The organism is Pseudoxanthomonas sp. CCNWLY206-1 (genome assembly GCF_039710385.1).
Taxonomy (GTDB): Bacteria; Pseudomonadota; Gammaproteobacteria; order Xanthomonadales; family Xanthomonadaceae; genus Pseudoxanthomonas_A.
In genome coordinates this window covers 571,905-594,677 of record NZ_JBDKXI010000001.1, presented here as the reverse complement: position 1 = coordinate 594,677, position 22,773 = coordinate 571,905, and the positions used below count along the sequence as shown (strand labels likewise).

15 protein-coding genes and 1 pseudogene are annotated in these 22,773 nt (G+C 65.4%); 4 read left to right on the top strand and 12 right to left on the bottom strand.

The features are described 5' to 3' along the window. Nucleotides 1–154: 154 nt before the first annotated feature. The 4 genes and pseudogenes from AADW18_RS02485 to AADW18_RS02470 form a co-directional block, all read left to right on the top strand. Nucleotides 155–2,053 (top strand): annotated as a pseudogene (locus tag AADW18_RS02485) (nucleoside-diphosphate sugar epimerase/dehydratase); the annotation flags it as partial. Nucleotides 2,054–2,379: 326 nt separating this feature from the next. Then, entirely contained in the window at nucleotides 2,380–2,829 is a 450-nt protein-coding gene (locus tag AADW18_RS02480; RefSeq protein WP_337341760.1) for a hypothetical protein, read from the top strand. Between the two features lie 334 nt (nucleotides 2,830–3,163). Further along, a complete protein-coding gene (locus AADW18_RS02475) occupies nucleotides 3,164–3,655 on the top strand; it encodes a DUF1579 family protein (protein WP_337341759.1) in 492 nt (163 codons plus the stop codon). A gap of 541 nt (nucleotides 3,656–4,196) precedes the next feature. Further along, nucleotides 4,197–4,622: a hypothetical protein gene (locus tag AADW18_RS02470; protein WP_337341758.1), complete on the top strand. Its 426-nt coding sequence runs from the start codon at nucleotides 4,197–4,199 to the stop codon at nucleotides 4,620–4,622. A gap of 142 nt (nucleotides 4,623–4,764) precedes the next feature. Here AADW18_RS02470 and AADW18_RS02465 read toward each other — a convergent pair whose 3' ends face one another. The 12 genes from AADW18_RS02465 to AADW18_RS02410 all read right to left on the bottom strand — a co-directional run bounded on the left by AADW18_RS02465 (nucleotide 4,765) and on the right by AADW18_RS02410 (nucleotide 22,356). Next, entirely contained in the window at nucleotides 4,765–6,489 is a 1,725-nt protein-coding gene (locus AADW18_RS02465; protein ID WP_337341757.1) for a hypothetical protein, read from the bottom strand. A gap of 9 nt (nucleotides 6,490–6,498) precedes the next feature. Continuing rightward, entirely contained in the window at nucleotides 6,499–7,434 is a 936-nt protein-coding gene (locus tag AADW18_RS02460) for a hypothetical protein (protein ID WP_337341756.1), read from the bottom strand. Nucleotides 7,435–7,442: 8 nt separating this feature from the next. After that, nucleotides 7,443–8,714, bottom strand: a complete 1,272-nt coding sequence (locus tag AADW18_RS02455) for a hypothetical protein (protein WP_337341755.1) — start codon at nucleotides 8,712–8,714, stop codon at nucleotides 7,443–7,445. 20 nt (nucleotides 8,715–8,734) lie between these two features. Further along, complete coding sequence (locus AADW18_RS02450; protein WP_337341754.1) at nucleotides 8,735–10,054, bottom strand: hypothetical protein; 1,320 nt, start codon at nucleotides 10,052–10,054, stop codon at nucleotides 8,735–8,737. 95 nt (nucleotides 10,055–10,149) lie between these two features. Continuing rightward, complete coding sequence (locus AADW18_RS02445) at nucleotides 10,150–11,211, bottom strand: hypothetical protein (RefSeq protein WP_337341753.1); 1,062 nt, start codon at nucleotides 11,209–11,211, stop codon at nucleotides 10,150–10,152. Nucleotides 11,212–11,274: 63 nt separating this feature from the next. Beyond that, the gene (locus AADW18_RS02440) at nucleotides 11,275–13,161 is read right to left on the bottom strand and encodes a hypothetical protein (RefSeq protein WP_337341752.1); all 1,887 of its coding nucleotides are present in this window, start codon (nucleotides 13,159–13,161) and stop codon (nucleotides 11,275–11,277) included. A 77-nt stretch (nucleotides 13,162–13,238) separates the two neighbouring features. After that, nucleotides 13,239–14,669, bottom strand: coding sequence for a S8 family serine peptidase (locus tag AADW18_RS02435; RefSeq protein ID WP_337341751.1), 1,431 nt, complete (start codon nucleotides 14,667–14,669; stop codon nucleotides 13,239–13,241). An 11-nt stretch (nucleotides 14,670–14,680) separates the two neighbouring features. Continuing rightward, nucleotides 14,681–15,448, bottom strand: coding sequence for a hypothetical protein (locus AADW18_RS02430; RefSeq protein WP_337341750.1), 768 nt, complete (start codon nucleotides 15,446–15,448; stop codon nucleotides 14,681–14,683). Beyond that, entirely contained in the window at nucleotides 15,445–15,768 is a 324-nt protein-coding gene (locus AADW18_RS02425) for a hypothetical protein (protein ID WP_337341749.1), read from the bottom strand. The genes AADW18_RS02430 and AADW18_RS02425 overlap by 4 nt, the downstream gene beginning before the upstream one ends. Continuing rightward, a complete protein-coding gene (locus AADW18_RS02420) occupies nucleotides 15,768–16,763 on the bottom strand; it encodes a hypothetical protein (RefSeq protein WP_337341748.1) in 996 nt (331 codons plus the stop codon). The genes AADW18_RS02425 and AADW18_RS02420 overlap by 1 nt, the downstream gene beginning before the upstream one ends. Nucleotides 16,764–16,771: 8 nt before the next feature. Then, the gene (locus AADW18_RS02415) at nucleotides 16,772–22,012 is read right to left on the bottom strand and encodes an N-acetylmuramoyl-L-alanine amidase (protein ID WP_337341747.1); all 5,241 of its coding nucleotides are present in this window, start codon (nucleotides 22,010–22,012) and stop codon (nucleotides 16,772–16,774) included. Then, the gene (locus AADW18_RS02410; RefSeq protein WP_337341746.1) at nucleotides 22,009–22,356 is read right to left on the bottom strand and encodes a hypothetical protein; all 348 of its coding nucleotides are present in this window, start codon (nucleotides 22,354–22,356) and stop codon (nucleotides 22,009–22,011) included. The genes AADW18_RS02415 and AADW18_RS02410 overlap by 4 nt, the downstream gene beginning before the upstream one ends. Nucleotides 22,357–22,773 lie beyond the last annotated feature (417 nt).

Sequence of the window (22,773 nt, the reverse complement as noted above, 5' to 3'; positions counted from 1 at the left end):
CAACCTTTTCCTGTCGGGCAATGCACCCACGCTGCAGCCAGTGGACGGTTCCGCGTGGACGCCGCGCTTGGCGGTGCAAGCAGATCGATGGTTCTGCGTGCCACGTCGTCATGCGGCATGCCAGCCGCCATTGGATTGAACAGAGGAGCGGGGAATGAGTTCGTGGCGCGAACGATGCAAGCACCTCCTGCCGCGCGTGGCGGTGGCCGTGCACGATCTTACGATGGTCTGGCTGGTCTGGCAGAGTCTTTGCCGCCTGCGCTGGGCCATCGAGTCCACGGACAAAGCCTCTTCGTTGCCGCTGTGGTCGGTGGAGATCGCACTGGTCTTGACGGTGCAAGGACTCGTGTTCTGGCAAATGGGTCTCTATCGGGGTTTATGGCGCTTCGCCAGCCTTCCGGACCTGTGGAACATCCTCAAGGCTTCGGTAGTGGGCCTGTTCGGAATCGCGTTGAGCTTGTTTCTCTATAACCGGCTCGACGCTTCGCCGCGCACGGTGCTCATCCTGTATCCACTGGTGCTGGCGGGCATGCTGGGCGCGCCGCGTCTGCTTTATCGAGTCTGGAAGGACATGCGCACCGAGTGGGGCGGCCGTGGGTCCATGCGCATTCTGATCCTCGGTGCCGGCAAGACGGGCGAAGCGCTGGTTCGCGACCTGCGCCGCGTCGGCACCTACCATCCGGTTGGATTCCTTGACGACGTCGCGCGACTACGGGGTAGCAAAGTGCAGGGGGTCCCGGTACTCGGGCGGGTGCAGGACGTCGCCCAGATCGCCCGCGAGACAGCGGCCAAGTTGCTGGTGATCGCCATGCCATCCGCCGACACGCATGCGATGCAGCAAGTAGTGATGGCCTGCGAAAGCACGGGTTTGCCATTCCGCGTGGTGCCGCGTCTCCAGGACATGCTGGAAGGCAGGTCGCAGCCTGGCGAGTTGAAGGAAGTCGCGATCGAGGACCTGCTGGGTCGCAAGCCGGTGTTGCCGGATTGGAAAGCGATACGCGCCTGGCTCGGTGGGCGTTCGGTCCTGGTTACCGGCGCGGGCGGCTCGATTGGTTCTGAGCTGTGCCGGCAGTGCGCGCGCCACGGCGCGCATCGTATCGCGCTGATCGAAATGGACGAACTGGCACTGACGACCACGGAGACCACGCTTCGCCGCGATTTTCCCAATATCGACATCATTCCCGTGCTGGGGGATTGCGGCGATCCAGCGGTGATCGCCCATGCGCTGGCCAAGGCCGAACCCGATGCGGTTTTCCACGCCGCTGCCTACAAGCAAGTGCCGGTGCTGGAACTGCAACTGCGCGAAGCCGTGCGCAACAACGTGCTGGCGACCGAAACCGTCGCGCGGGCCTGTAGCGATGCCGGCGTCGGGACATTCGTGTTGATCTCGACCGACAAGGCAGTCGACCCGGCCAACGTGCTCGGTGCCAGCAAGCGATTGGCGGAAATGATCTGCCAGGCGCGAGCCGAGCAGTGTCCGACCCGTTTCGTCACGGTGCGTTTCGGCAATGTCCTCGACTCCGCGGGCAGCGTGGTGCCGCTGTTCCGCGAACAGATTCGCAATGGCGGTCCGGTCACCGTGACCGACCCGGAAGTCACGCGCTTCTTCATGACGATTGCCGAAGCCTGCCAGTTGATCCTGCAGGCATCGGCGATTGGTACGCACGAGGCGATCTACACGCTCGACATGGGCGAACCGATCCCGATTAGATTGCTGGCCGAGCAGATGATCCGGCTGGCCGGCCGGCAACTCGGCCGCGACGTAGCGATCGTCTACACCGGCCTGCGTCCCGGCGAGAAGCTGCACGAAACCCTGTTTCATGCCGATGAGCGATACCGGCCGACGACACACCCCAAGATACTGCAGGCGGAACCGCGCAGCGTTACCGCAACGAGTATCGAAAGCGCGGTGACCCATCTACGCGACGCCGTGTCGCGCTACGACCTGGACGCACTGATCCAACAACTGCGTCGTGCTGTTCCCGAGTTCCAGCCGATTGGAGCGCATCTCGAGTATCGGGAATCGGCCACCGTGGTCGTGTTTCCGGCACGCACGGCCAGCAACACTGGCGCACCCATCATTCGCCAGGCGCATCAAGCCAGCGCGACGCTGGATGATGGTGGTCATTGATCTGATTTCCGGGCGCGGCTCGGCGTAGCGCTGGCATGGCTGGCAAGAGATGTGGCGGTGCTCGATACGGCGCTTGCCATTCAAGGAAGTATTGATCCCGTGAACGGCGCAGTGACCCGTGACGCGGGATGATCCACTTGCATGTCCTCATCCATGCACGGCGTGCGTTGATCGATATGACGGCGGGCTGGTGCGTTCAGCCCGCGCCCGCGGATCGCGCCCCGCTCTTCAGGCGCCAGGAGCAAGTCATGGCACAGATCAACTCAATCCAACTGCACCTTGAGACCGGGGATCTGTCAGGTGCGGGAACCGACGGTGATGTCTATCTCGGCGTGTGCGGCCGGGAATTCTCCATCGACTCCACCCGTGATGATTTCGAGCGGGGCAGTGGCCGCACCTACGTCCTTGGCGAGAATGCCGACATCCGCAATGCGGATGTCAACGATCCACGCAAGCAGGCGCTATTCACTGAAAACGTGGCGCGGTTTCCGGTCTACATTCGCTTCCAGCCGAAATCGAGAAGCGACAACTGGCAGTTGCTGCGCGCCGACGTGCGCTTCAACGAGTCGCTCCACATCGACTGGGATACCAGGCCGTTCATCCTGCCCGGTTCGGAAGGAATTTGGCTGGGTGTGCGCTCGGGTCTGTTCGTGCATCTGTTCGATCGCAGCCATGAACCGGTTCCGCTCACGGCCTAGGGCCAGAGCCCGGTCGAATTGGAAGAAACCGCTACTGTCCTGTTGCCTGTATCCGCCGAAGGTGAGCTAATCGTCGGCGAGTACATTGCCGTGGATGGGACATCAGCGGATCCTCACTACGCAGCATAAGATTGAGCGCCATAAGAAGGACAGGACGCGATACGGGGCGCGCGAAGAAGGTATCTATCTGTTTATCAGTTGGTTTTCCCTACCTCCGCCAGCGTCGATATCAGACGCTCTAGATCGTCGGTCAATTAGGGGCTCGGCTAGTCGTGGAGCACGCGGCTTTGGCTTAGCCCTTTCCTGCGGTTTACATGAGGATGAGGTGAAGATTATGTCGAAAACCAATCAAAACTCGCCAAACGTGCCTGGCCCGCAACAGAAGAAACTGGGCGTTTTCCTTGGCAGGTGGCATACGACCGGAGAAGTAGCGGCGACTGCATCGACCCCAGCGGCAAAAGTGGATTCGATTGACACTTACGAATGGTATCCCGGCGAGTTCTTCCTGGTTCATCATGCCGACGCGAAGGTCGGGAGCGACACCATAAAAAGCCTGGAGATCATTGGCTATGATCCCGAGCGCCAGTGTTACCTCGCCTCTTTTTTCGACAGCACGGGCGGCTCCGGCGTGGAGGAGATACGGTTGAACGGCGACACCTGGACGTGGCGCGGTTCAAATGTAATGGGCGCAAAGGAGCATCGCTGTATCGCAGTGGTCAGCGACAATGGCAAGACGGTCAGAGCGCGTCACGAGAAATCGGAGGATGGATCGGATTGGACATTGTGGATGGACGTGACGTTGGCCAGAGAGGATTCCACCGCATGACGGGGGTGATATCTGAAAGGTCGAAGATGGACTGCTGCGTCAAAAATGCAGGGAAATTTCAGGCATTGGCCTCAGGCCGTCGCTCCGATCAGGTTCGTAATGGATAGAGAAGCAGGCACGCAGTTCATCGGCATCCGCGCTGCAATCAACCGCGGGGATATCTTCTGGGTCGCCGCGGACGAATCAAAGGGTTCCATCCCCGGATCGCCACACCCGCACGTCGTTGTGCAGGACGACGTCTTCAACCACTCCCGGGTGACAACGGTCATCGTCTGTGCGCTTAGTTCAAATCTCAAAAGAGCATCGGAGCCTGGGAGCGTCCTGCTTGACGTCGCTGAAGGCGGATTAGACAGGCAGAGTGTTGTGATTGCCTCCCAAGTGTCGTCTATTTACAAGAGTCGCTTGGGAGAACGCATTGGATCACTGTCCAGGCAGCGCGTTGATCAGATCGTTGCGGCGTTGAACTTTCTGCAGGCGTCGCACTTCCGTGGCCGATAGGCGGCCGATCATTCACCAAAATTTTGGCCGCGCGGAGATTCTCATGTTTGTTCTGGACCATCAGGATGGGAAGTTTGAGTACGCGGTGGATCGGTCAGGGTTCTGCGTGGAGAATGGAAAACTGTTTATCTCCATTCAGTGCACCGCGATCGAAGAAGACACTTTTCCCGATTCCTACGATTTCGCTATCGCATGCCCGACGCCAGGCGAGCTAGTGCCCCAGATCATCAACATTCAGTCCAGCGCTGACGATGAACCTCCTGGCGTCTTTGTGTACACGACCTTCCATGCCAGTCACGTAGACGCCACGCTAGTGATAAACGTGGTGACATCGGCTTGGATCGACATCGATCTTCGCGTGGTTACCGAAGATGTTGTCTATTACAACGAGCAAGCAAAAAGAACGCCATTTCACGGTAGCTGCCGTCTTGCAGCAACCACCAGGGAATCATTGTGGCTCCCTCTCTGATGTCATGGCGTGCTGACAAGCGCTCGCGCTAGTCCTCGATATCGATGGTGGGACATCACTGCGTCGGCAAGCGACGTAGCGCCGAATGGATGGGGTACGCGCAAGTGTGTGTTCGCGCCAGGTAAAAGCTCGCAGGGAGCCATCAGCGGGAGGCGGCTGAGTCGATGATGCCGGAGACGAGCGCTCCCGCCTGTGTGCCGACGGTGCCGCCAGTAGGTGCTGGCGTCGGCGTCGGCGTCGGCGTCGGCGCTGGTGTTGGTGTTGGTGTTGGTGCAGCGACGCCGGTTGTAGGCGCAGGCGTGGTTGTAGTCGAAGGTGCCGGTGGGGTGGGCGAGGGTGCCGGACGTGGAGCGGTCGGCGTTGGCGGAGTTGGGGACGGCGTGGGTGCTGGGGTGGTGGTCGCAGTTGTCCCCGGTGCGGCCACGACGGGTGCAGCGGTAGTACCGGGACGCGTGACCGGGGCGGGAGTGGTGGTGGTGCTAGGCGTGGCGGTTGTTGTGGGCGCGGGTGCAGTGCCTGGTGCAACCGTGGTCGCACCGCCACTGCCCGGCGTGGTCGGACGTGGCGGCGGCGCGGGTGCCGTGGGCGGCGTGGGCGAAGCAGGCGCGACAGGGGCTGGCATCGAGATCGGCGTTGCCGTACGCCGTGCTTCCTCGGCGGTGCGCTGTGCGGCCTGGCGCGTGGCGCGCGCCGCCGCGGGGTCTTCCACCACGGTCGCTGCGGGATTCAACGTGCTGTTGCGGATGCGCTCCGCCTGTGCCTGGTTGGCCATCTGGTTGAGCGGCAGGTAGTCGCTGCGGAAGTTGAGTTCGACCGACGAATTGAGCTCCAGGTCGGTGTTCATTTCCTCAGTGGCCTGCGTGCGTTGCGTGGACACGTAGCCGATGGTGTTCTCGACCTCCGCGCTGGCGCCCCAAGGACCCAGGCCGAAACTACCGCTGCCTTTGATGCGGTTCTGCATGCTGGTCTGGCTGCCCTGGTCCTGGTTGGCAGCGCTGCGGGTGTCGATATGAAAGCGCATGGCCGCGTTGATCTTTCCGCTGTCGATGACGATGCGCTGCATGCCCATCATCACCATGGTCGCGAGCATCTGCTGGCGCTGCCGGGCCAGATGCCGACGCGCGAGCGGCACCAGCTGCTCGGGCGAGCCGGCCTCCAATGGGTCCTCCGGCGCCATGCCCAGGGTGGCGCGGATGACTTCCAACGGTGGCATCGACGCGCCGCTGCGCAGGCGCAGGCGCGTGTTGGCGATCTCTTCGGGGTCGGGCGTTTCGCCAGGTTCGATCTCCGGCGCGTCGTATTCGATCGCCTCGGGGAACTGGTCGGCCAACCATTGGCGCACGCGCATCAGTCCGAACTGCGCACCCTCGAAACCTTCGGTCGACGCCGACACCGCATTGAGCAGATTGACGTACTGCTGCATCTGCGTCTGATTGGAGTCGAGCATGGCGCGGAACACGCCGTTGATCAGGTCGGTGACGAAGCGCGGGAACGACACGGCATTGAGAATGTTGTGGGTGGTCTGCGCCACCCGGTCAGCGGCGGCGGCGAAGTCAGGTTGCGACTGCGCGCGTGCCAGTGGTGCGGGGGCGGCCGGCGACTCGATCGCGGTGCTGGCGTCTTCTTCCTCGTCGATGAGTTCCGCGGCCAGCGCCGACACGCGCACCATGGCGTGGGCCAGCGACCGGCGATCGGCCTCGGCGAGCGTCTGATAGCCCGATGTTCGCTCCAGCACTTCACGTACGGCGCCGCGGATCCACGTCGGCGGTGTGGTCTCGCGTGCCGGGTGTTTCGTCGCGCTCGCCAGGCGCTCCCGCGGAGGGAGCGGGGCCTGAGCGCGGGTCGACGTGCGGGAGACCGCGTCCATGGCGCGGTCTCAGGCCGCGATGGGAAGCGAAGGCATCGCGCCCGGCGCGGGTTGCGCTGAAGGCAGCGGCGTCGCATCGAGCCAGCGTTGTGCCGCCATGATCAGTTCCACGTGCTCGGCATCGCGTGGGTCGAGCGCAAGACTCGTGCCTTGGTAGTTCGAGGCCAGCCAAGCCAGCACCGACTGCCCCGCACGGCCGCGCTCGGCGTGGTGTTGCGCCGCGGTCGCGCTGCTGAAGGTCGTGCCATCGCCACTGGGCGCGGTGGCGACGAGCGCCCACAGCGAATGCGTGCCGAACGCCGCTTGCAGCATTCGGTCGCGCAGGAAGCCGATGGCCTGGTTGATCGTGTCGATGACGTCGCGCACGGCGATCGATGCCATGGCATCCACGCGCTGGGCCAGGAACTCGGCTAGCGACTGCGCACTGGCGGCAAGGCCGACGTGTTCGCGAATGTCCTGGCGCATGCCCGTGCCATCCGCGTTGTCGGCCTGCGCGACGATGGCGCGGCAGAGTGCGCTCATCAGGCGCTCGAAGTGCGGCGGCTCCAGCACGCGTTGAAAGATCGCCTCGCGCTCTCCGGCTTCCAGGCGTTCGCGACGGCCGCGCCAGAACGTGTTGATCGTTTGCGCCACCGGCCCCAGCGGCTGCGTGATGGTGCCGCTGGCGAACAGGCCCGCCACCAGTTCCGCGCAGCGCAACAGGCCCGCGGCTTCGAGTTCTGCCGCGAAATACAACGGACCCGCGGCGCGCAACTGCGCGGCGTCCATGGCGTTGGGCGCGCCGTCCGGCAGATCGATAGCGCCCGGATCGAACATCAGCGCGTGCGCCAATGCCCACTCGTGGCCGGTCACCTGCGAAGTGGCGAACGCCAGCGCGTGCAGCAGCCCGGCATGCGCCGGTCGCCACGGCACGCGTACGTCCGGCGGGGGCGGGGCCAGGCGCATCGCGCGCCTCAGACCGGTGCGGGCGCGGCGCCGCTGCCGGCCCCGGCACGCGACGGTGGGATGTTGGGATCGACCGGCGTGGAGTTGCCCTGGATGGCGGCCATCATCGCCGGCGAGGCGAGCTTCTCCATCGGGAAGTAGTCGCTCTTGAAGTTGACGCGTACCTCGCCGGTCAGCTTGGCCTTCATCTCCTGCTTGGATTCGGATTCCTCGTTGACCGAGGACGAGACCGTGGTCATGTGCCGCTGCACATTCTCGTTCTTGGTCGACGCGCCACTCCAGGGCAGGCCGATGCTCGCCTTGGTCGTGTTGCGGTTGAAGCTGGAATCGTGTTCCGACATGCCGGCCTGAGCGTCGCGCATCATCTCGTCGCTGGCACGGAAGTCGAACACCACCTTGGCATTGATCTGTCCGTCGGTGACCACGATGCGGTTGATGCCCAGGATCACCATGGAGGACAGCATCTGCTGGCGGCTGCGCGCCATCTGCAGGCGAGCAGCCTGCACGAAACGCTGCTCCTGTTCCTCGTCGGAAATGTCCTCGACGGGCTGGGCCAGTCCCAGCTCGGCGTTGATGCGTGCCATGGTGGCTTCCACGTCCTCGACGTCGCCCATCGCCAGCATCTTGCCGCCGCTGTCAGGGTTTTCCTGCACTTTGAGCGCGTCGGGGAACTTGTCCGCGACATAGTCACGCGCATTGTCCAGCGTGATGTTGTCCTGCGCGAACTGGTCCACTGACTGCGACACCGATTTCAATAGCTCGCCGTAGGCGCGCATCTGCTGGATGGTGGCATCGACGATCGCCTGGAATACGTTCTGGATCAGGCCGCCGACGAACTTGGGAAAGTCCACCGCCTCCATCAGCTTTCGTGCGTTGTTGCCCAGCGTGCTGGTGGAGGCATCGACGAAATCGGCGCCGGCCGACCGGCCCACTCCGCCCGTCGCCTTGTTGATGGCCTGCTGGTTGACGCCGGCCAACGCACGCGCGGTAGGTGCCATGCGCGAAGCTACGGCGGGTGTGGCGACGGCCGATGGTTCGTCGCGCGCCAGCACTCCGCCACCGGAACCGAGCTCCTGGCGCGCCAGGTCGTCCGGGTTGGCCATGTACGAGGCCACCCGAACCATGTTGCGCGCGATCTCCTGTTGTTCGTGGGCGGGCAGCGCGCGGAAGCCCGGCGAAGACTGCAGCATGCGGCGCACCTGCGGGCGGACCACATCGAGTGTGGCATCGCCCAGCCAACCGGGTTCGCTGCTGGAAACGCGTTGCGCGGCGGCGTACATGGGAGGCTCCGTTGCGAAAGTCAGGCGGTGGGGGCGGGCACGGGCGCGGGTGTCGCGGCCTGGCCGGGCGCCGGGCGCGAGGCGAGCGTCTTGACCATGCCCGGCTGCGCGTTCATCTGGATCGCGGCGATCGACTCGGGATTAGCGAGTTTCTCCAGCGGCAGGTAGTCGCTCTTGAACTTCACCTTCATCGTGCCGGCAAGCGAGGCCTTGGCGGTGAGCTGCGAGTCGCCCTGGGTCTGCGTTACCGACTGCATGGAGATCAGCGGCTGGCTGACGCTCTTGTAATCGCCCTTGGTATAGAAACTGGCATCGCGGCGCTGTTCGATAACGCGGCCATCCGGCAGGCGCGCCATTGTCGTGGTCGGGCCGCTGCGCATGATCGCGCCGTTGGCGACCTGTTCTGTCGTCACGCTGGCATTGCCGTAGTCGAATGCCTGCGCAGTGTGCTGGAACTGGAAGTTGTCGCGCGCCTGGAAATCGTACATCACCTTCGCGGTGAGTTCGCCATCGGTGACCACGATGCGATTGATACCCAGCGTCACCATCGTTGCCAGGAGTTGCTGGCGCGCGTTGGCGATCTGCGTGCGCGCGGCGGGTACCAACAGTGCTTCGACGAGCTCATCGTCGAGCGTCTCGATGGGCTTGTCCAGCGGCAGCGATTGGTTGATGCGCGCGATCGCCGCGGCCTCGTCCACACCTTCGCGCACTACCACGCGCGGCTGCGGCGCAGCGGGCGCGTCGTTGAAGGCGCCCGACCCGAAGCCGAAGGGATCGTCGCCACCCGTCTGCAACTGGAACACGTCAGGAAAATTCTGCACCAGTTGATCGCGGCCCTGGTTCTGCGTGGTGTTCTCATCCCGGAATTCGCTGAGGCTTTTTGAAACATCCGACACCAGCTTGGCGTAAGCCTCCATTTGCTCGATGGAGGTCTGCACGATGGAATGGAATACGCCGTTGATGAGACCGGCGCAGAAGTCGGGAAAGTTGACCTGCTGCAACAGCGCACCGGCCACGGCCGCGCCTTCACGCGCGCCCTGCGCATCGAACTTCGGCGTCGCGGGCGGCGTGTGCTTGTCGTCGGTCTCACCGGCCAAGGCGCGCACCTGCGCACTGGGACGGGCGATGTCGCCGCGCGGTGCCACCAGTTCCTCGCCGATGCGCACCATGCCCTGCGCCAGGCTGCGCTGCGCGTCGGGCGAAAGCTGCCGGAAGGCAGGGCTCGCCTCGAGCAGGTTGCGCACGGCTTGGCGTACCGGCGTCCGGGCGTCGGTCGCAGGCGCCGGGGGCGTATAGGTGCGCGTACCGGGTGGAAACAGCGAGGCGCGAGCGGTGGACATGGCGGGCTCCGGATGGATCGGTGAGCGATGGAACGTCGCGTGGGTGTGTACGTGCCGAGCGGAAGCAGAACAAGAACCGCCGCGCTGGCTGGGCGCTACCAGAGCGTGCGCGCTTCCTCCAAGGCGTCGCGCATTTCGAACTCGATCGGGCGCACGTACAGGCTGATGCGTGCCGGCGAGACCGGGTTGACGCGAATGCTCAGCACCGAGAAATGGCCCTCGTCGCCGGCATCCATGCCGAAGGCTTCGAGCCAGCGCGAGAGCGCGGCCAACTGCCGTGGTCGTTCCGACAGCCCGAGCTTGAGCAAGTCGAGAAAGCGCGAGGGCAGGTCGGGGATAGCCGCCAGCAGCAATTCAAGTTTGAGTTCCGCTCCTTCGGGAGCCTCGCGCACGCCCAACAGCACGCCACCGGGCGGCAGTTCGAATCGTCCTCCCAGCGCCACGCCGACGATGCGCATCAGGCTGGGCAGCTGATGGCCGATGCCAAGCCGGTTCATCAACGGGCCGAGTGCGGACACCGCCATGGGCCCACGATGCAGAAATGTCACCCGCTGGCTGCCGCTTTCGCGCTTGCAGCCGATGCTGGTGAAGATCGGCATCAGGTTCGGCATTTCGGTCATCACCTGTCGCGTGAGGTTGGCCAGGCTGGGTGGAAGCGCATCGATCTGCGTGGGGAGAAGTTCGTAGTAAACCTTCGCCGCATACAGTCCGTCTTCGTCGAACGCGCTGCCGAACCAGGCGCCGTAGTTCATCCATGACAGGCCGCCGAAACCACGCCACTCCTCGCTGCGGGAGTCGAACCATTTCAGCGCGTCCCGGCCGAAGATCGGCGAGACGAGGCGGCGCATCTCGCTGGTTGCCTCGTCGCGTCGTGCCATCGGCGTGGCATTGGGCCCCAGCGGTTCGATGGTGAAGCGCAGCTTGCCTGGCTCGGTCTCCGAGAACGACGGCTCGTAAGGCACCGCTCCCGGTGCCAGCGAGTTCTGTGCGTACGAGTAGTCATCGTCGGGCAGGTAGAACGTGCGCTCGATGAGGTTGTCGAGGTAAGGCAGCGGGTCGCGCGTGCCGAGCGCGCGCGCGGCCGACTGCAGCGAGCGCGTGACCAGGTGCTTGACCGGCCGCGGGCCAGCCTGTTCGGGGAAGGTGGAGACGTTCATGGCTAGGCTCCGGGGTCGGTCAGGGTCACGTGGGTTGCGAGCTGGTTGTCTACAGGCCGGGAATCACAGGCCGGGCAGGCTGAAGCCCGCCTGGTCGAGCACGGCGCGCGCCTCCGGAGGCAGGCCGTTGCCGTTTCCTATCGGCCGGCTGGGAATCGGCGGCGACAGCGCCGACTGCGAGTACTGCTCGACGCTGGCGGTCTGTACGCCTTCGACGGCGAGCCACTGCTCGCATGCCTGCACCAGGTCCCAATCGTTGGGGTTGAGCATCGGCTGGTCGCTGCCGCTCATCTGCGGATTGGTCAGCGCGTTGACGCTGATGACCTCGCCGTAGCGCCCGGCCAGCCGATCGCTGTGGTTGGCCAGCCAGCGGATGACGACCGCGCTCGAACGCGCCTGCGTGCGGTGCTGGTGCGTGTTGCGCAACCCGCCCAGGTAGTTGGCATTGACCTGGTCGATGAACTGCCACATGTCGCGCGCGCCCACGCATCCGCGCAGTTCCTGGTCCGACAGCACGTCGCGGAACTCCAGGATCGTCTGCTGCAGTTCGGCGGCGGCGAAGCGCACGATGCCGAAGCTGTGCACCGACAGGTTGGCGGCCAGATCCCGCCCGGCCTTGCGCACCTGCTCCTGGGACACCGAAACCGGTACGTTGGTGCGCAGCATGCGGTCCACCGACAGCTGCCTGCCGAAGTTGGATACCGCGGCGATGAAGCGCAGCCACAGCTCCTTGTATTCCGGATTGCCGGGAGTCGATGGATCGCCCTCGTTGCGTCCGAGCACTTGCCGATACAGATCCAGCCGTTCGTTCTGCGTCATGCGTTCAGCGGACTTCTTCAGGTAGCCATACAGATAGTCGCCGGCCTTGCCGCGGCTGATCGGCAGCAGGCCTGTGCGGAACAGGTCGACGCACTTCTCGACCACCTGGAACATGTTCATGTCCTCGCAGTGCGCCGCGAATGCGACGGCCTGCGCGCCCAGCAGGTTCTCGCGCACGGCGACCTGGTCGGTGGCGTCGTCGAACTCCGGCAACGAAATCTCCGTCGAGGAAATCGGCGCACCCTCGATCACGCCGGACTGCATGTCGTAACCGTTCTGGATGCGACTGGTCAGCCATGGATCGTTGGCGGTGACGCCGGTGGCGGCCATGCGCCGCACCATCGCGGCCACGTTGCGCGCCGACAGCGCGCACACCTTGTCGGTGCCGCTGGGACGGAACGCGCGGTCGGTGCTGACCGGGTCGCGGCGTTCGTTGGGATCGCCGCTGGGCGCTTCGCAGCCGATGATGTCGGCGTCGATCAACCCCGCGTCGATCTGCGACTGGATGCTGACCACGTACTGCGCCGAGAGCTGCTGGAACGCGGCATCGAACAGCGCGCGGTTGGCGCGGTATTCGCCTTGCGCGGTGCTGACGTGGCGCACCAGGCCGCCCTTGTCGCGCGCGATCTCGACGTGGTTGTCCAGTTGCAGCAGGCCGGCGATGCCGGCGATCTCGCGCTCGCCCTCGCGCAGCTCATCGAGCAGCTTTCCGGACATGCGCTGGCTGCCGAACAGGCCGTACAGATGGACGAAGTCGTTGTCGGTGGCCAACTCCTTCCACGGGCGCTGCGTCACCGTTTCGGCGACCACCTGGTAGAACGGGTCGGCGGTGATGTCACTGGCGAGCGTCTTCTTGATGGCCTCGTACTCGCGCTGTTGCGTCGGGTTGAGACCGTCGAGACTCTTGTTGGCAAGAATGGATTCGTACTTCAGCTTGCGTCCGCGCAATTCCTCACGGGTCTTGTGCTCGCGCTCGCCGAGATCGACCAGCAGGATGCGGTTCATGGCGTTTCTCTCATCGTGGTTAGGGGTGTTGCGGGAAGTGCCTCTCGCGGCGGCAGCCGAGTCGGGCGGTGGTGCGTTTGCACCGGTGGCGTTGCCGCGGGGCTTGGCCTTGGCAGCGGATTTCATTGCCTTGAGTCCCGGCGCTTTCCGAGTTGCGGACTTCTTAGGACTTCGTTTCGTCGCCATTGCAGTCTCCTCGGATGTCACGCCGTCACGGGCGCGGGGGAAGGCTCACGCCAAGCGGCGCCGGTGTCGGCGTCGCGCAGGTGCAGATCGATGTCGTCGTCGAGCGCGTGCAGTGCGGCGGCGGCATCGAGCACGCCGTGGCCGCAGCCGGTGACGCCGGCGCGCGCGAACGGGCGTGCGCTGCCGATGAGCAGGCGCTTGCAGTCCTCGCCGCTGAGCGGCCAGGCGCGGCGCTGCGCGCGCGATGCCATCAACGCGCACACCGCCGCCACGAACGGCGCGGCGAAGCTGGTGCCGGTGGCACGCTGGTAGCCGTCCAGACCACAGGTCACGATGTCTCGGCCCGGAGCGCATAGCGCCACGTGCTCACCGCGTGTGCTGAAGGATGACGGCTTCAGTGCTTCGTCCACCGCGCCCACCGCGATCACGCCCTCGTGCGCTGCCGGATGGAAACGCTCTTCCAGGCCTGAATTGCCACTGGCCGCCACCAGGATCACGCCACGCGCCAGTGCGTATCGGATGACTTCCTCGTGCGGACGCGGCGCGTCGCCGGTGAGCAGCGAGTCGGGTGTACCGAAGCTCATGTTGATGACCTTGACCCCAAGATCGACCAGCCGCTTCATGCCAGCGTCGATGTTGTCCAGCGCTCCGACGCCGAAGCGCCTGGCGTCCGCGCCGACCGCCGCGCCGAGCACGCGCACGGGTGTCAGGCCGCAGAGACCTGCGCCGCCCGACGGCATGCCGGCGCCGCGCGCGACGAGGATGCCCGCGCATCCGGTGCCATGGCCGACATCGTCGTCCGGGCGCTGGCCGCGGTGGCGGAAATCGCCGACCAGCGTGAGTCCGCCGACGGCTTCAGGATCCAGATCGACACTGTCGAAGCCGGCACGTACCCGGGTGTCGAGTTCGGCGTGACGCATGGCCACACCGGTGTCGGCGAGCCCCACGACAATCGCCGGGTCGCCCGGTTCCAGTCGCAGTGCTTGCGGCAGGCGGATGGCCTCGTGTGCCCAGGCCGCGTTGCCCGCACGGTGTGCACCGTCGGCGATGACGGGTGCATCGAAGGGTGCGTGGCACAGGTAGTCCGCGCCCACGCGTTCGACCATCGGCAGCTCCGCCAGCGCGGCCATCAGCGACTGCATCCGGTCGACCTCGCGCACTTCAATGCGCAACACGCGCGCCACGCCGCTGAGCTGCTCGGCATCATCGAAACGACGAGCGCCAATGACATTGCTCCGCTCGGCGCGGCGCACGCGCGCGCTGTGCAGCCGGGCGGCGCGAATGGCGCCGCCATGGTGACGCAGGATGCGGTCGATAATGCCGCCATCGACGTAGTCGGCTTCCGGCGTGCCGAATCCGCGCACGGCACGCAGGCCTGGTACGTGTTCGGGCATCTCGCCTAGTTTCAGCGTCAGCAGCAGGCGGCGGGGAACGGTGCGGGCGTTCATGGCATGAGTGTTCATGGCGCGACGTCCCAGTGGCCAAGACGGCCTTCAGTGAGTTGCACTCGGGCGAACTCGCCGTCGCCGAAATCCACTTCGGCCTCGCAACCCATTTGCGTGGCCATTGGCGCCAGCACGATCTCGCCATCGCTGGCGGAAACCACCGGCACCGCGCTGCCCGCGGCACGCACGAACGGCAGGCGTCCCGCGCGCAGGCCGGGTGCGTTGAGGTGCACGCGTTCGCCGTGGCCATTGCGCTCCACGCGCGTCACTCGCGGCGCCGCGGCACGCATCATCGCCTGTTGCAAGCGGTTGACCGGCATGCGCGACAGGCGTGCGATGACATCGGTACCCGCGGTGGCCTTGAGTTCGTTGAGCTGGGTGATGGTGCGCACGCCGATGCGTTCCAGGCGGCGCTGCTCATCGTCGGAAATTCCGTCGCCCAGCGCTTCCTTGAGGTTGAATTTCGGATCCTCGGCTTTGAAGTCGATCGCGTTCTCCTCGACCATCGCCTTGGTGATCGTGGTGAGTGCGAGCTTGATGGTGCTGGCATCCGACTCACCCGGGCCCGCTGGGCGCAGATACACTTCGTCGTCAACCATCTGCACGAACGCGCGCAGGTCGATGGAGACATCCTTGACCGCGAAGGTCATCGGCATGCGCCCGACGCGGGCCTTGATCGCCATCGACGCCTGCGCCTTGTCGAGCTGCTCGGTGAGCGCCTGGATGAACATGTCGAACGGCACGCCCGAGTCTTGCACGAAAGAAGGCATCTGGGCGCTCATGAGAAGCGCTCCCCGGGTGGGGTTGCTTGCCCAGTCATGGCATGCCCAGTTGCGGCGTATCCAGTTGAAGAAGGCGAGCCGAGCGCACCAGCATCGGCGCTCCATCCGATCACCAGCTTCGACGGGCTAGTCACCCACGCATCTATTGATCGTTGCCGCGGTACGTCCGCAAGCAGCACGCAGCCGCCATCGCGAAACACGGGGCGCAGTTCGAGCGGCAGCGTCATGTCGACGTTCGATAGCCGCACGCCGCCATGCACCTCGATGGCGTTGAGGCCGTCGTGCAACTCATTCAACAGATCATGGAGTTCGCGCAGCATCACGCGGCTCCTTCAGCGGGTGCCGCCGGCACCGGCGTCGCCGGCAATGGGGCAGGCATGGCGGCGCGCAATGCTGGTGCGTGGCGTTGCACCAGTGATGCCTTCACCGGGTCCACCAGTTTGTCCAGGGGCAACGTCTCGCTGACGAAGTTCAGCTTGACCTCGCCGAAGAGATCCGCGCGCACGCTGGATTCGTTCTGCGCGTTGACGGCCAGCGTCGACACCATGGTCGAGCTCTGGCCCGCATAGCTTTGCGAGCCGCGTTCGCCCCAGTTATTAACGGATTTCGGGTCGCTGGCGGTGGCGTACTGCACGCCGGCGGCGTCGCGCGCGGCGGCGCGGAACATCACCTTGGCGCTGATGCTGCCATCGCGCACGGCCACGCGGTTCAAACCCAGCAGCACCATCGTCGACAGAAGTTGGTGGCGCTCGGTGCCGATGCTCTTGCGCACCTGCGGCAGGACGCGTTGCTCCAGCAGTTCTGGCGTCAGTTCTTCGCCTTCGACGCCGTAGTCGGCCAGCCACGCCGGGGTCAGGCCTTCGGTACGGGGTGCAATCTGCGGTTCGCTGCGTTCCGCACCATCGGGCAACAGCAGCGCCACGTCGCCGGGGTAGCGGGTGGCCAGCCAGTCGCGTGCCTGATTGGGGGTGACGTTCGCTTCGGTGAACTCATCGACGGTCTTGGCGCACGCGCTGACCAGTTCCGAATAGCTCTCCATCTGCCGGATCGATGCGTCGACGATCGCGTCGAAGGTGCCATGCACGAGTTGGGCGACAAAACCGGGGAAGTCGATTTCGTCGACCATCGCGCCAGCGCGCCGTGCGATGGTCTCGGTAGCCTGCGGCTTGGCCGGCGTGGCGGCCGCGGGTGCCGGCTCATCGCCGTTGGCCAGCGCGTACGAGCGTGGGCTGCGGGCCTGCGCTTCGCGCGCCATGCCGGGCGGGAAGATCCCACCGCGGGCTGGCGTTCCGTTGACGGGCGGGCGGGCGGACATGGGGCTTCTCAGGCCGCCAGGCTCGTATCGGTCCAGCGGTTGCTGCGCTCGTAGCGGCCGTTGCCGAGCAAGCGCAAGTCGATTCGCGCGGCGGGTGCGCCTTGCGCGAGCCCGCTGAAGCGCACGTCGATGCTCACTTTGAGCGTGGCCACGCCATCGGCATCAGGTGCGTCATCGATGCGTGCGGCCACTTCCACGCCATAGCCGAGCTGCGTCGGCGCGCCGGCAATGATGGCGACGTCACCCACCGAGCCATCGGCTTCGCTGCGGAAACGAACGGTGAGCGGTAGTGGTGCGGCCTGGCCTTCCAACGCGGGCCATTCGCCAAGGTCGATCACCACATCGGTGGGCTGCAGCGACGACGCCGACGGCACCAGTGCTTGCGGCGCCTTGCGGCCTTCGAGTTGATCCAGCGCCCAACGGCTGGCGCCTGCGCTGCCGCGTATCACGCTCATCCGGGTGCCCGGTACGCGCGTGGGTTCGATGGGCTCGGGCGCACCGTCTGACAATGCGCGCCCCAGTGGTGCCGGTGGTGGCGCCAGGCGATAGCGCCCACGCGCGTTCAGCGACTGCGCTTGCGCGGTAGTTGCCGGCAAATGCAGCACGCGCCAGTTACCGTAGTCGGGCTGGGCCATGTTGCCGAAATCGGCGGCGAATGCTTCGAACGACATCCAGCCTTCATGGCCGCGGTTGGGCGGGTTGAACGCGACCGCGTCGTTGTCGAACGCCGTGGTCGTGTCCCATGGATTGAGTACGTAGACGTCCGTGCCAGCCGCGTTGCTCAGGTCGCCGCGGATACCGGAGATCACCACCGCGTGCGGCGCGCCGACGATCACCACCCACAGCGGTCCGAAGTCGCGCAACCACTGCGCCCATTGCGTGGGCGTGTGGTACAGGCTGGCGTTGGACGGTTGCTCGATGACGCGGAAGCCGTAGTGGTCGCGCACGCGCTCAAGCTGATCCCAGCCGTAGGAAGTCGCCAGCGATCCGCCCGCTTGACGTACGAAGGCTTCGGGGTCGAACGATGCGTCGCTGCGGAACGACTTGAGCATCGTCATCGACGCCGCCCAGCACGCGTTCTTGTCGGGCTGGGGAACCAAGGCGACGCGGTGCTCGACACCTTCCGCCGACAATGCGCGCGGACCGCGGTAGCCGAACGTGGTGGCGCGGTTTTCAATGAAATCTATTTTCGCTGGCGTGATGAAGCAGCCCGTGTTGACACCATCGCTGGTCGCGCGGGTACCGCTGACGTGCACCGCGCATACATGCGCCTGCAGGCCGCTGCCGTCGTCACGCAAGGTGTACACAGGCGAACCACTCGCGCCGGCCAGCGACAGGATGGGATAGTCGATGGTCTCGTGCGTGTGCATATCGCGCGCATAGCCGCCGTGCAAGTGCTGCTTGTAGCCGTCGATGGCTGCGGTGAGGTCCGGCACCCTGCGCGATTGTGCGGAGTAGCCGCAGACCACCAGCGGCATATGGCTGGAAGGCGTGGCATGCAGGAACTGGAAGTAGGCGCCGCCCGGTGCCGCGATCGGCACGTTGTCGATGACCGCGATGTCGTTGTCGAAGCTGCGGTTGTCGCGGTACTTCTGCGGGACTCGCCAGGAAGCATCCGTCACGGTGCAGTCGCCGAACGGTTTGACGCCGGCGCCGTTCATGCCGGGCGTGATGGTCACGCTCGCGGCATCGACCAGGTTGTGGCCGCAGGTGAGGATGCGGTTCGTTCCGATGTAGAAGCCGCTACCAGCACCGGCGTCGTTACCGGCACTGTCCCACATCTGCAGATGACAGATAGCCGAATGCGGGAATGCATAGGTGCTGTCCACGCCGACGAACCATTCCTCCATCGCCTGACTGAAGGCGTTGTTTTGGCACTGCAGCGCCGTGGCCGGATCGGACGGGTCGTAGTAAGGCGTGATGATTTCCTGCGCGCGCGCCACCGGCGGGTGCGCTGCGCGCGGACGCGCGACGGGGCGATTGCGTGGCGGGGAACTGCGGCCAAGCGACTGCGCCATCGTGTCCAGTCCTACGCCGAGGAAACGAAGCTCGTCCTGCCAGCCGCGCAGCGCGTGCGCAGCATGTTCCTCGATCAGCGATTCGAGCTGTGGCTGCAGCGGCATGTCGATGACCTGCACACCAGGATAGCGGGCGAGAATCAGCCCGCGCAGCAGCGAAGCGGCGACGCTGCGGTACGCCGTTCGAACGGACGTCATCGCACCGGCCAGGTCGGTCTGCGGTCGGTCGAAGTCGGGGGTTGCCGCCTGCATCGCGGCCTGTACTACGAGCTGGACGATGGCGACGGCTTCGCCGAGACCGGGCGCGAGGCCCAGGATGGTGCCGGCGCCTCCGATCAACCCATTCATTTCATCCCATTGCTGACGATGCGCGGCAATGCGGCTGGCGACGTCGGCGTTGGCCTGTTGCACGCCCGCATCCATCCACGCCAGGAACATACCGATGCGTCGGCTGATGGCCGGCAGCATGCCGGGCACGATGCTGTCGCCGGGTGTTGCGGGCCACTGACTTGGATCGGTCGACAAAGGCGCGTAGGGCGTGGCCGGCAGACGGTCGCCGACGAGTTCCAGCACCTGCATTGCGACTGCCGTGGCGAGCGCCAACACGTCGCGTTGAATCAGCATGCGATCCGTTGAGGACTGCAGGTCGCGGCCCAGTCGCTCCACGATATCGGTACGGGTGCGGGTCCGCGCGCGCGCATCCGCATCTTCCGCGGGCTGATACTGGGTTGGATCGGGCGCCGGCGCACCGTACGCACCTTCGTCGAGCCGCTGGTTGTACTCGTTGGCGAAGGCTTGTACCCAATGCCCGCCACTGGCGAGCGAAGCGGGCCATGTGAAGCGTGTCGCATCGGCGTTGTAGGTGCGCACCGGGACGCGATTGCGCAGCCCCTGCGATGTCGCCGGCACCTGGCCGGTGGAGCTGTTCTGCGCCAGCGCCTGGGCGGCCAGCTGCACACATTGCATGTACGTGTCCCAGTCCCAGTACGAAGACGGGCAATCGTGGTTGTCGCCAGGTGTTGCCTCGATGTGGCCAACGATATGCGTGCGATCCAGCGGAATGCCGTACTGCGCGCCGAGCCATGCGACCAGGTGCGCCGACGCCTGGTACTGCTCCATGGTCGGCGGCAGGTCGCGCCGGTTGAGCCGGTAGGGCTTGTTGGCGTTGTGTTCGATACCGATGCTGCGGCTATTGGCGCTGGATGCGTGGTAAGCGGTGTCGGCATTGCGCACCATCTGCACCACCTCGCCATCGCGGCCGATGATGTAGTGCGCACTGCTGGGGCCGGCTTGTTCGCCGGTGGTGGCATTGCGCCGTTCGCCGTCCTGGAACCATGCAATAGTGCCATCGATGCGCGGCCCACCGGCGGTGATGTGGATGACGATGCGATCGATAACCGTGCCCTGGCGCCGGCCAGCGCGGAAGTTGCGCGTGTGTGCGGGCACGAAACGGCTGGCGCCAGGATAGTCGGGCGTGGGCGTGTTGAAGGCGCGCGTGCGCAGTGCCTGCGCTTCGGCGAACTCCGCCTCGACCGGCTCTGGCACGTGCGTATAACGCTCTGCGTCATCAAAGCCTGTGTCGTCTGCGGTCAGGGCGTCGTCGGATAGCGCCCGCGCGCCGAGCGAGAAGGTGAGCGACTGGCTCCACGCGGCCGCTTGCTGGCGGATCCACGCCAACTTGGCTGGCGTAATCCGGCAGCCCAGGTTCGTTGTGTCGCTATGGCCGGCCACGTGCACGCCGACCATATGCGTGCGCGGCGCATCGCCATTCTCGATGTAGTACACCGGCGAGCCGCTGGTGCCGCCGAGTGATTGCAGGTCGTAGTCGAACGTTTCGTCGGTAGGCAGCGAACGGATGTAGCCGCCGTGCATGTGCTGCTTGTCCGCGTCGATGGTCGCATTGACGATGCTGTCGATGATGCCTTGTGGGTCGGAATACGCGGCATAGCCGGATACCACCACGCCCTCGGGCCGGGACTGGGTGAGTTCCTCGACCAGTTCGAAATAGTTGGACGAAGCGTTCGCCGCGGGCACGCGAATCAATGCCATGTCGAAGTCGCGGCTCGACGCTACGTACGAGGGGTGCATGACCATGTCCGCGGCCGACACGTGGAATCGCCCGAATGGTTCGTTCGCGCCACCGCTTCCCGCACCGTTCTTTCCCGGCACGATGATCAGCTCGCTTTGACCATCGACTACGTGCGCCGCTGTAAGCAGCAGGTTGGGGGCGATGAAGAACGCGCTGCCGTGCTGGCCGCCTTCGGCACTGCCGTCGACCGCGCGCGCCTGGCAGATCGCACTGTGTGGCATGACCGTGGTGTTCTCCACGCCAGCCCACCACTGCGCGCTGGTGGCGAAAAGTCCGATCTGGGTGCGCAGCGCATCCAGCCAATCGCTCGCGTTGTAGTAGCTCGAGACCACGCGCATCGCGCGGGCGGTCGGTGCAGCGGAGGCGGGGCGCGAAGCACGGTGCACGACCGGCATTGGCCCGAAGCCGTCGTCGTAGTTACTGCGCTGCGGTGAGGCGCGGAATTGCGACTGCCCGTTGCGTGCGTACGACTGCCCGCTACCGCGGAGTGCCTGGGCAGTGGCGGTTGCCGGATCGGTGGCCGCGGGAACGGCCGCGCCGGTCGGCGCCGCTGCGGGCGCTGTAGCCCCTGCGGCTGGTTGCCGCCACAACTCATCGGAATAGCCATCGCTGTAAGGAGCAGGAGAGGCGGTAGTGCCCGCACCGTTGCCGTTCTGTGGCGGTGCCGCGTTGGCGGCGGTGTCAGTCGCTGTGTCGCCGCCCCAGGTGGGCGCTGGCGTGGGCGTGCCGTAGTTGGCGCCGTTGCCACCGTTGCCGTTGCGAACGCCGCGCCGCAGGCCACGCTCGGTCAGTCCGCGCAGACTTACGTACATGTGGCCGCTGTCGGGGCGGCGCACGGTGATCGGCTTGCTGCGATCGGTATCCGCATACGTCGCCACGCCGAAGTACAGCCGCGGTTGGCCAACGAATCGCGCCACCACGGACGGCGGCACCAGATACACCGCATCGCTGCGCGGTTGCGTACCCTGCAAGGGACTTGCGTAGAAGTTGCCGGCAGTGCGCTGCGCACGGTGCTCGGGCTTGAACAGCTCAGGATCGGTGGCCAGCCCGACCTCGTACAGCGGCTGGTCGGCGTTGACGGTGAACCCGAGCACGCTGAAGCGATCGTCGATCGATTCGCGGTTGGCACGGATGCGGATCATGACGGACTCCTGGCTTGCAGGACGACAGGGGAGGGGACGGATGGTTCGCCCGTGGGGGGCGCGTCCGCGGAGGGAATGGGAATGTCGACGGGCGCGCCCGGAGGCGGGTCGTCCAGCGCGGAGGAGATGCGCTCCCAGAAGCGCTGCTGCGCATCGATGCCGATGCCTTCCAGATGCGGACGGACAAACTCCAGCACCGCCTCGAGGTTGCGGAAGAACGCGCGCTGCCCGCTTTGGATGTGCTCCACCGAGCCGCGCCATTCGCTGACATCAGCACCTCCATCGCCACGCTCGCACCACACGCGAACGATGAAAACGGCGGTGCGGTCTTCGAGTAGGGCCATCTCGGGCGACTCCGGCGGCAGATGTCGGGGCGACGCTACGCCGCGGACATCACCGGTGGATCACGCCTGGATCACGCGCTAATCACGCGGTCCGGCCGGTCGCGTGATGCAACGATGATCCACGCGCAAACACTCCACCCGCCCGGCAGGAGGGGCAGAACACTCGTTACGTTTGTACGGTTGCTTCCCTTGTGGGAGCGACGTAAGTCGCGACGTTGATGTTTCCAGTCGCGACTCTCCCATTGGCATGCGTGCGCAACTCCCTACAGGACGGCTATATCAGCAGCAACACCCACGATAGTTGACAACGTAGTATCCGGCCTCGCCACTACTGCGATCCGGGTCAACTCGATCTCAGCTTCCTCGCGTCTAAAAAAGACATACAGCTGTCCCGACACGTATGGCGATGTTTCGTAG

What these genes read in the sequence shown, in the direction of transcription:
- AADW18_RS02480 (WP_337341760.1), top strand. Translation starts at nt 2,380, where the DNA reads ATGGCACAGATCAACTCAATCCAACTGCACCTTGAGACCGGGGATCTG.
- AADW18_RS02475 (WP_337341759.1), top strand. Translation starts at nt 3,164, where the DNA reads ATGTCGAAAACCAATCAAAACTCGCCAAACGTGCCTGGCCCGCAACAG.
- AADW18_RS02470 (WP_337341758.1), top strand. Translation starts at nt 4,197, where the DNA reads ATGTTTGTTCTGGACCATCAGGATGGGAAGTTTGAGTACGCGGTGGAT.
- AADW18_RS02465 (WP_337341757.1), bottom strand. Translation starts at nt 6,489, where the DNA reads ATGGACGCGGTCTCCCGCACGTCGACCCGCGCTCAGGCCCCGCTCCCT.
- AADW18_RS02460 (WP_337341756.1), bottom strand. Translation starts at nt 7,434, where the DNA reads ATGCGCCTGGCCCCGCCCCCGCCGGACGTACGCGTGCCGTGGCGACCG.
- AADW18_RS02455 (WP_337341755.1), bottom strand. Translation starts at nt 8,714, where the DNA reads ATGTACGCCGCCGCGCAACGCGTTTCCAGCAGCGAACCCGGTTGGCTG.
- AADW18_RS02450 (WP_337341754.1), bottom strand. Translation starts at nt 10,054, where the DNA reads ATGTCCACCGCTCGCGCCTCGCTGTTTCCACCCGGTACGCGCACCTAT.
- AADW18_RS02445 (WP_337341753.1), bottom strand. Translation starts at nt 11,211, where the DNA reads ATGAACGTCTCCACCTTCCCCGAACAGGCTGGCCCGCGGCCGGTCAAG.
- AADW18_RS02440 (WP_337341752.1), bottom strand. Translation starts at nt 13,161, where the DNA reads ATGAAATCCGCTGCCAAGGCCAAGCCCCGCGGCAACGCCACCGGTGCA.
- AADW18_RS02435 (WP_337341751.1), bottom strand. Translation starts at nt 14,669, where the DNA reads ATGAACGCCCGCACCGTTCCCCGCCGCCTGCTGCTGACGCTGAAACTA.
- AADW18_RS02430 (WP_337341750.1), bottom strand. Translation starts at nt 15,448, where the DNA reads ATGAGCGCCCAGATGCCTTCTTTCGTGCAAGACTCGGGCGTGCCGTTC.
- AADW18_RS02425 (WP_337341749.1), bottom strand. Translation starts at nt 15,768, where the DNA reads ATGCTGCGCGAACTCCATGATCTGTTGAATGAGTTGCACGACGGCCTC.
- AADW18_RS02420 (WP_337341748.1), bottom strand. Translation starts at nt 16,763, where the DNA reads ATGTCCGCCCGCCCGCCCGTCAACGGAACGCCAGCCCGCGGTGGGATC.
- AADW18_RS02415 (WP_337341747.1), bottom strand. Translation starts at nt 22,012, where the DNA reads ATGATCCGCATCCGTGCCAACCGCGAATCGATCGACGATCGCTTCAGC.
- AADW18_RS02410 (WP_337341746.1), bottom strand. Translation starts at nt 22,356, where the DNA reads ATGGCCCTACTCGAAGACCGCACCGCCGTTTTCATCGTTCGCGTGTGG.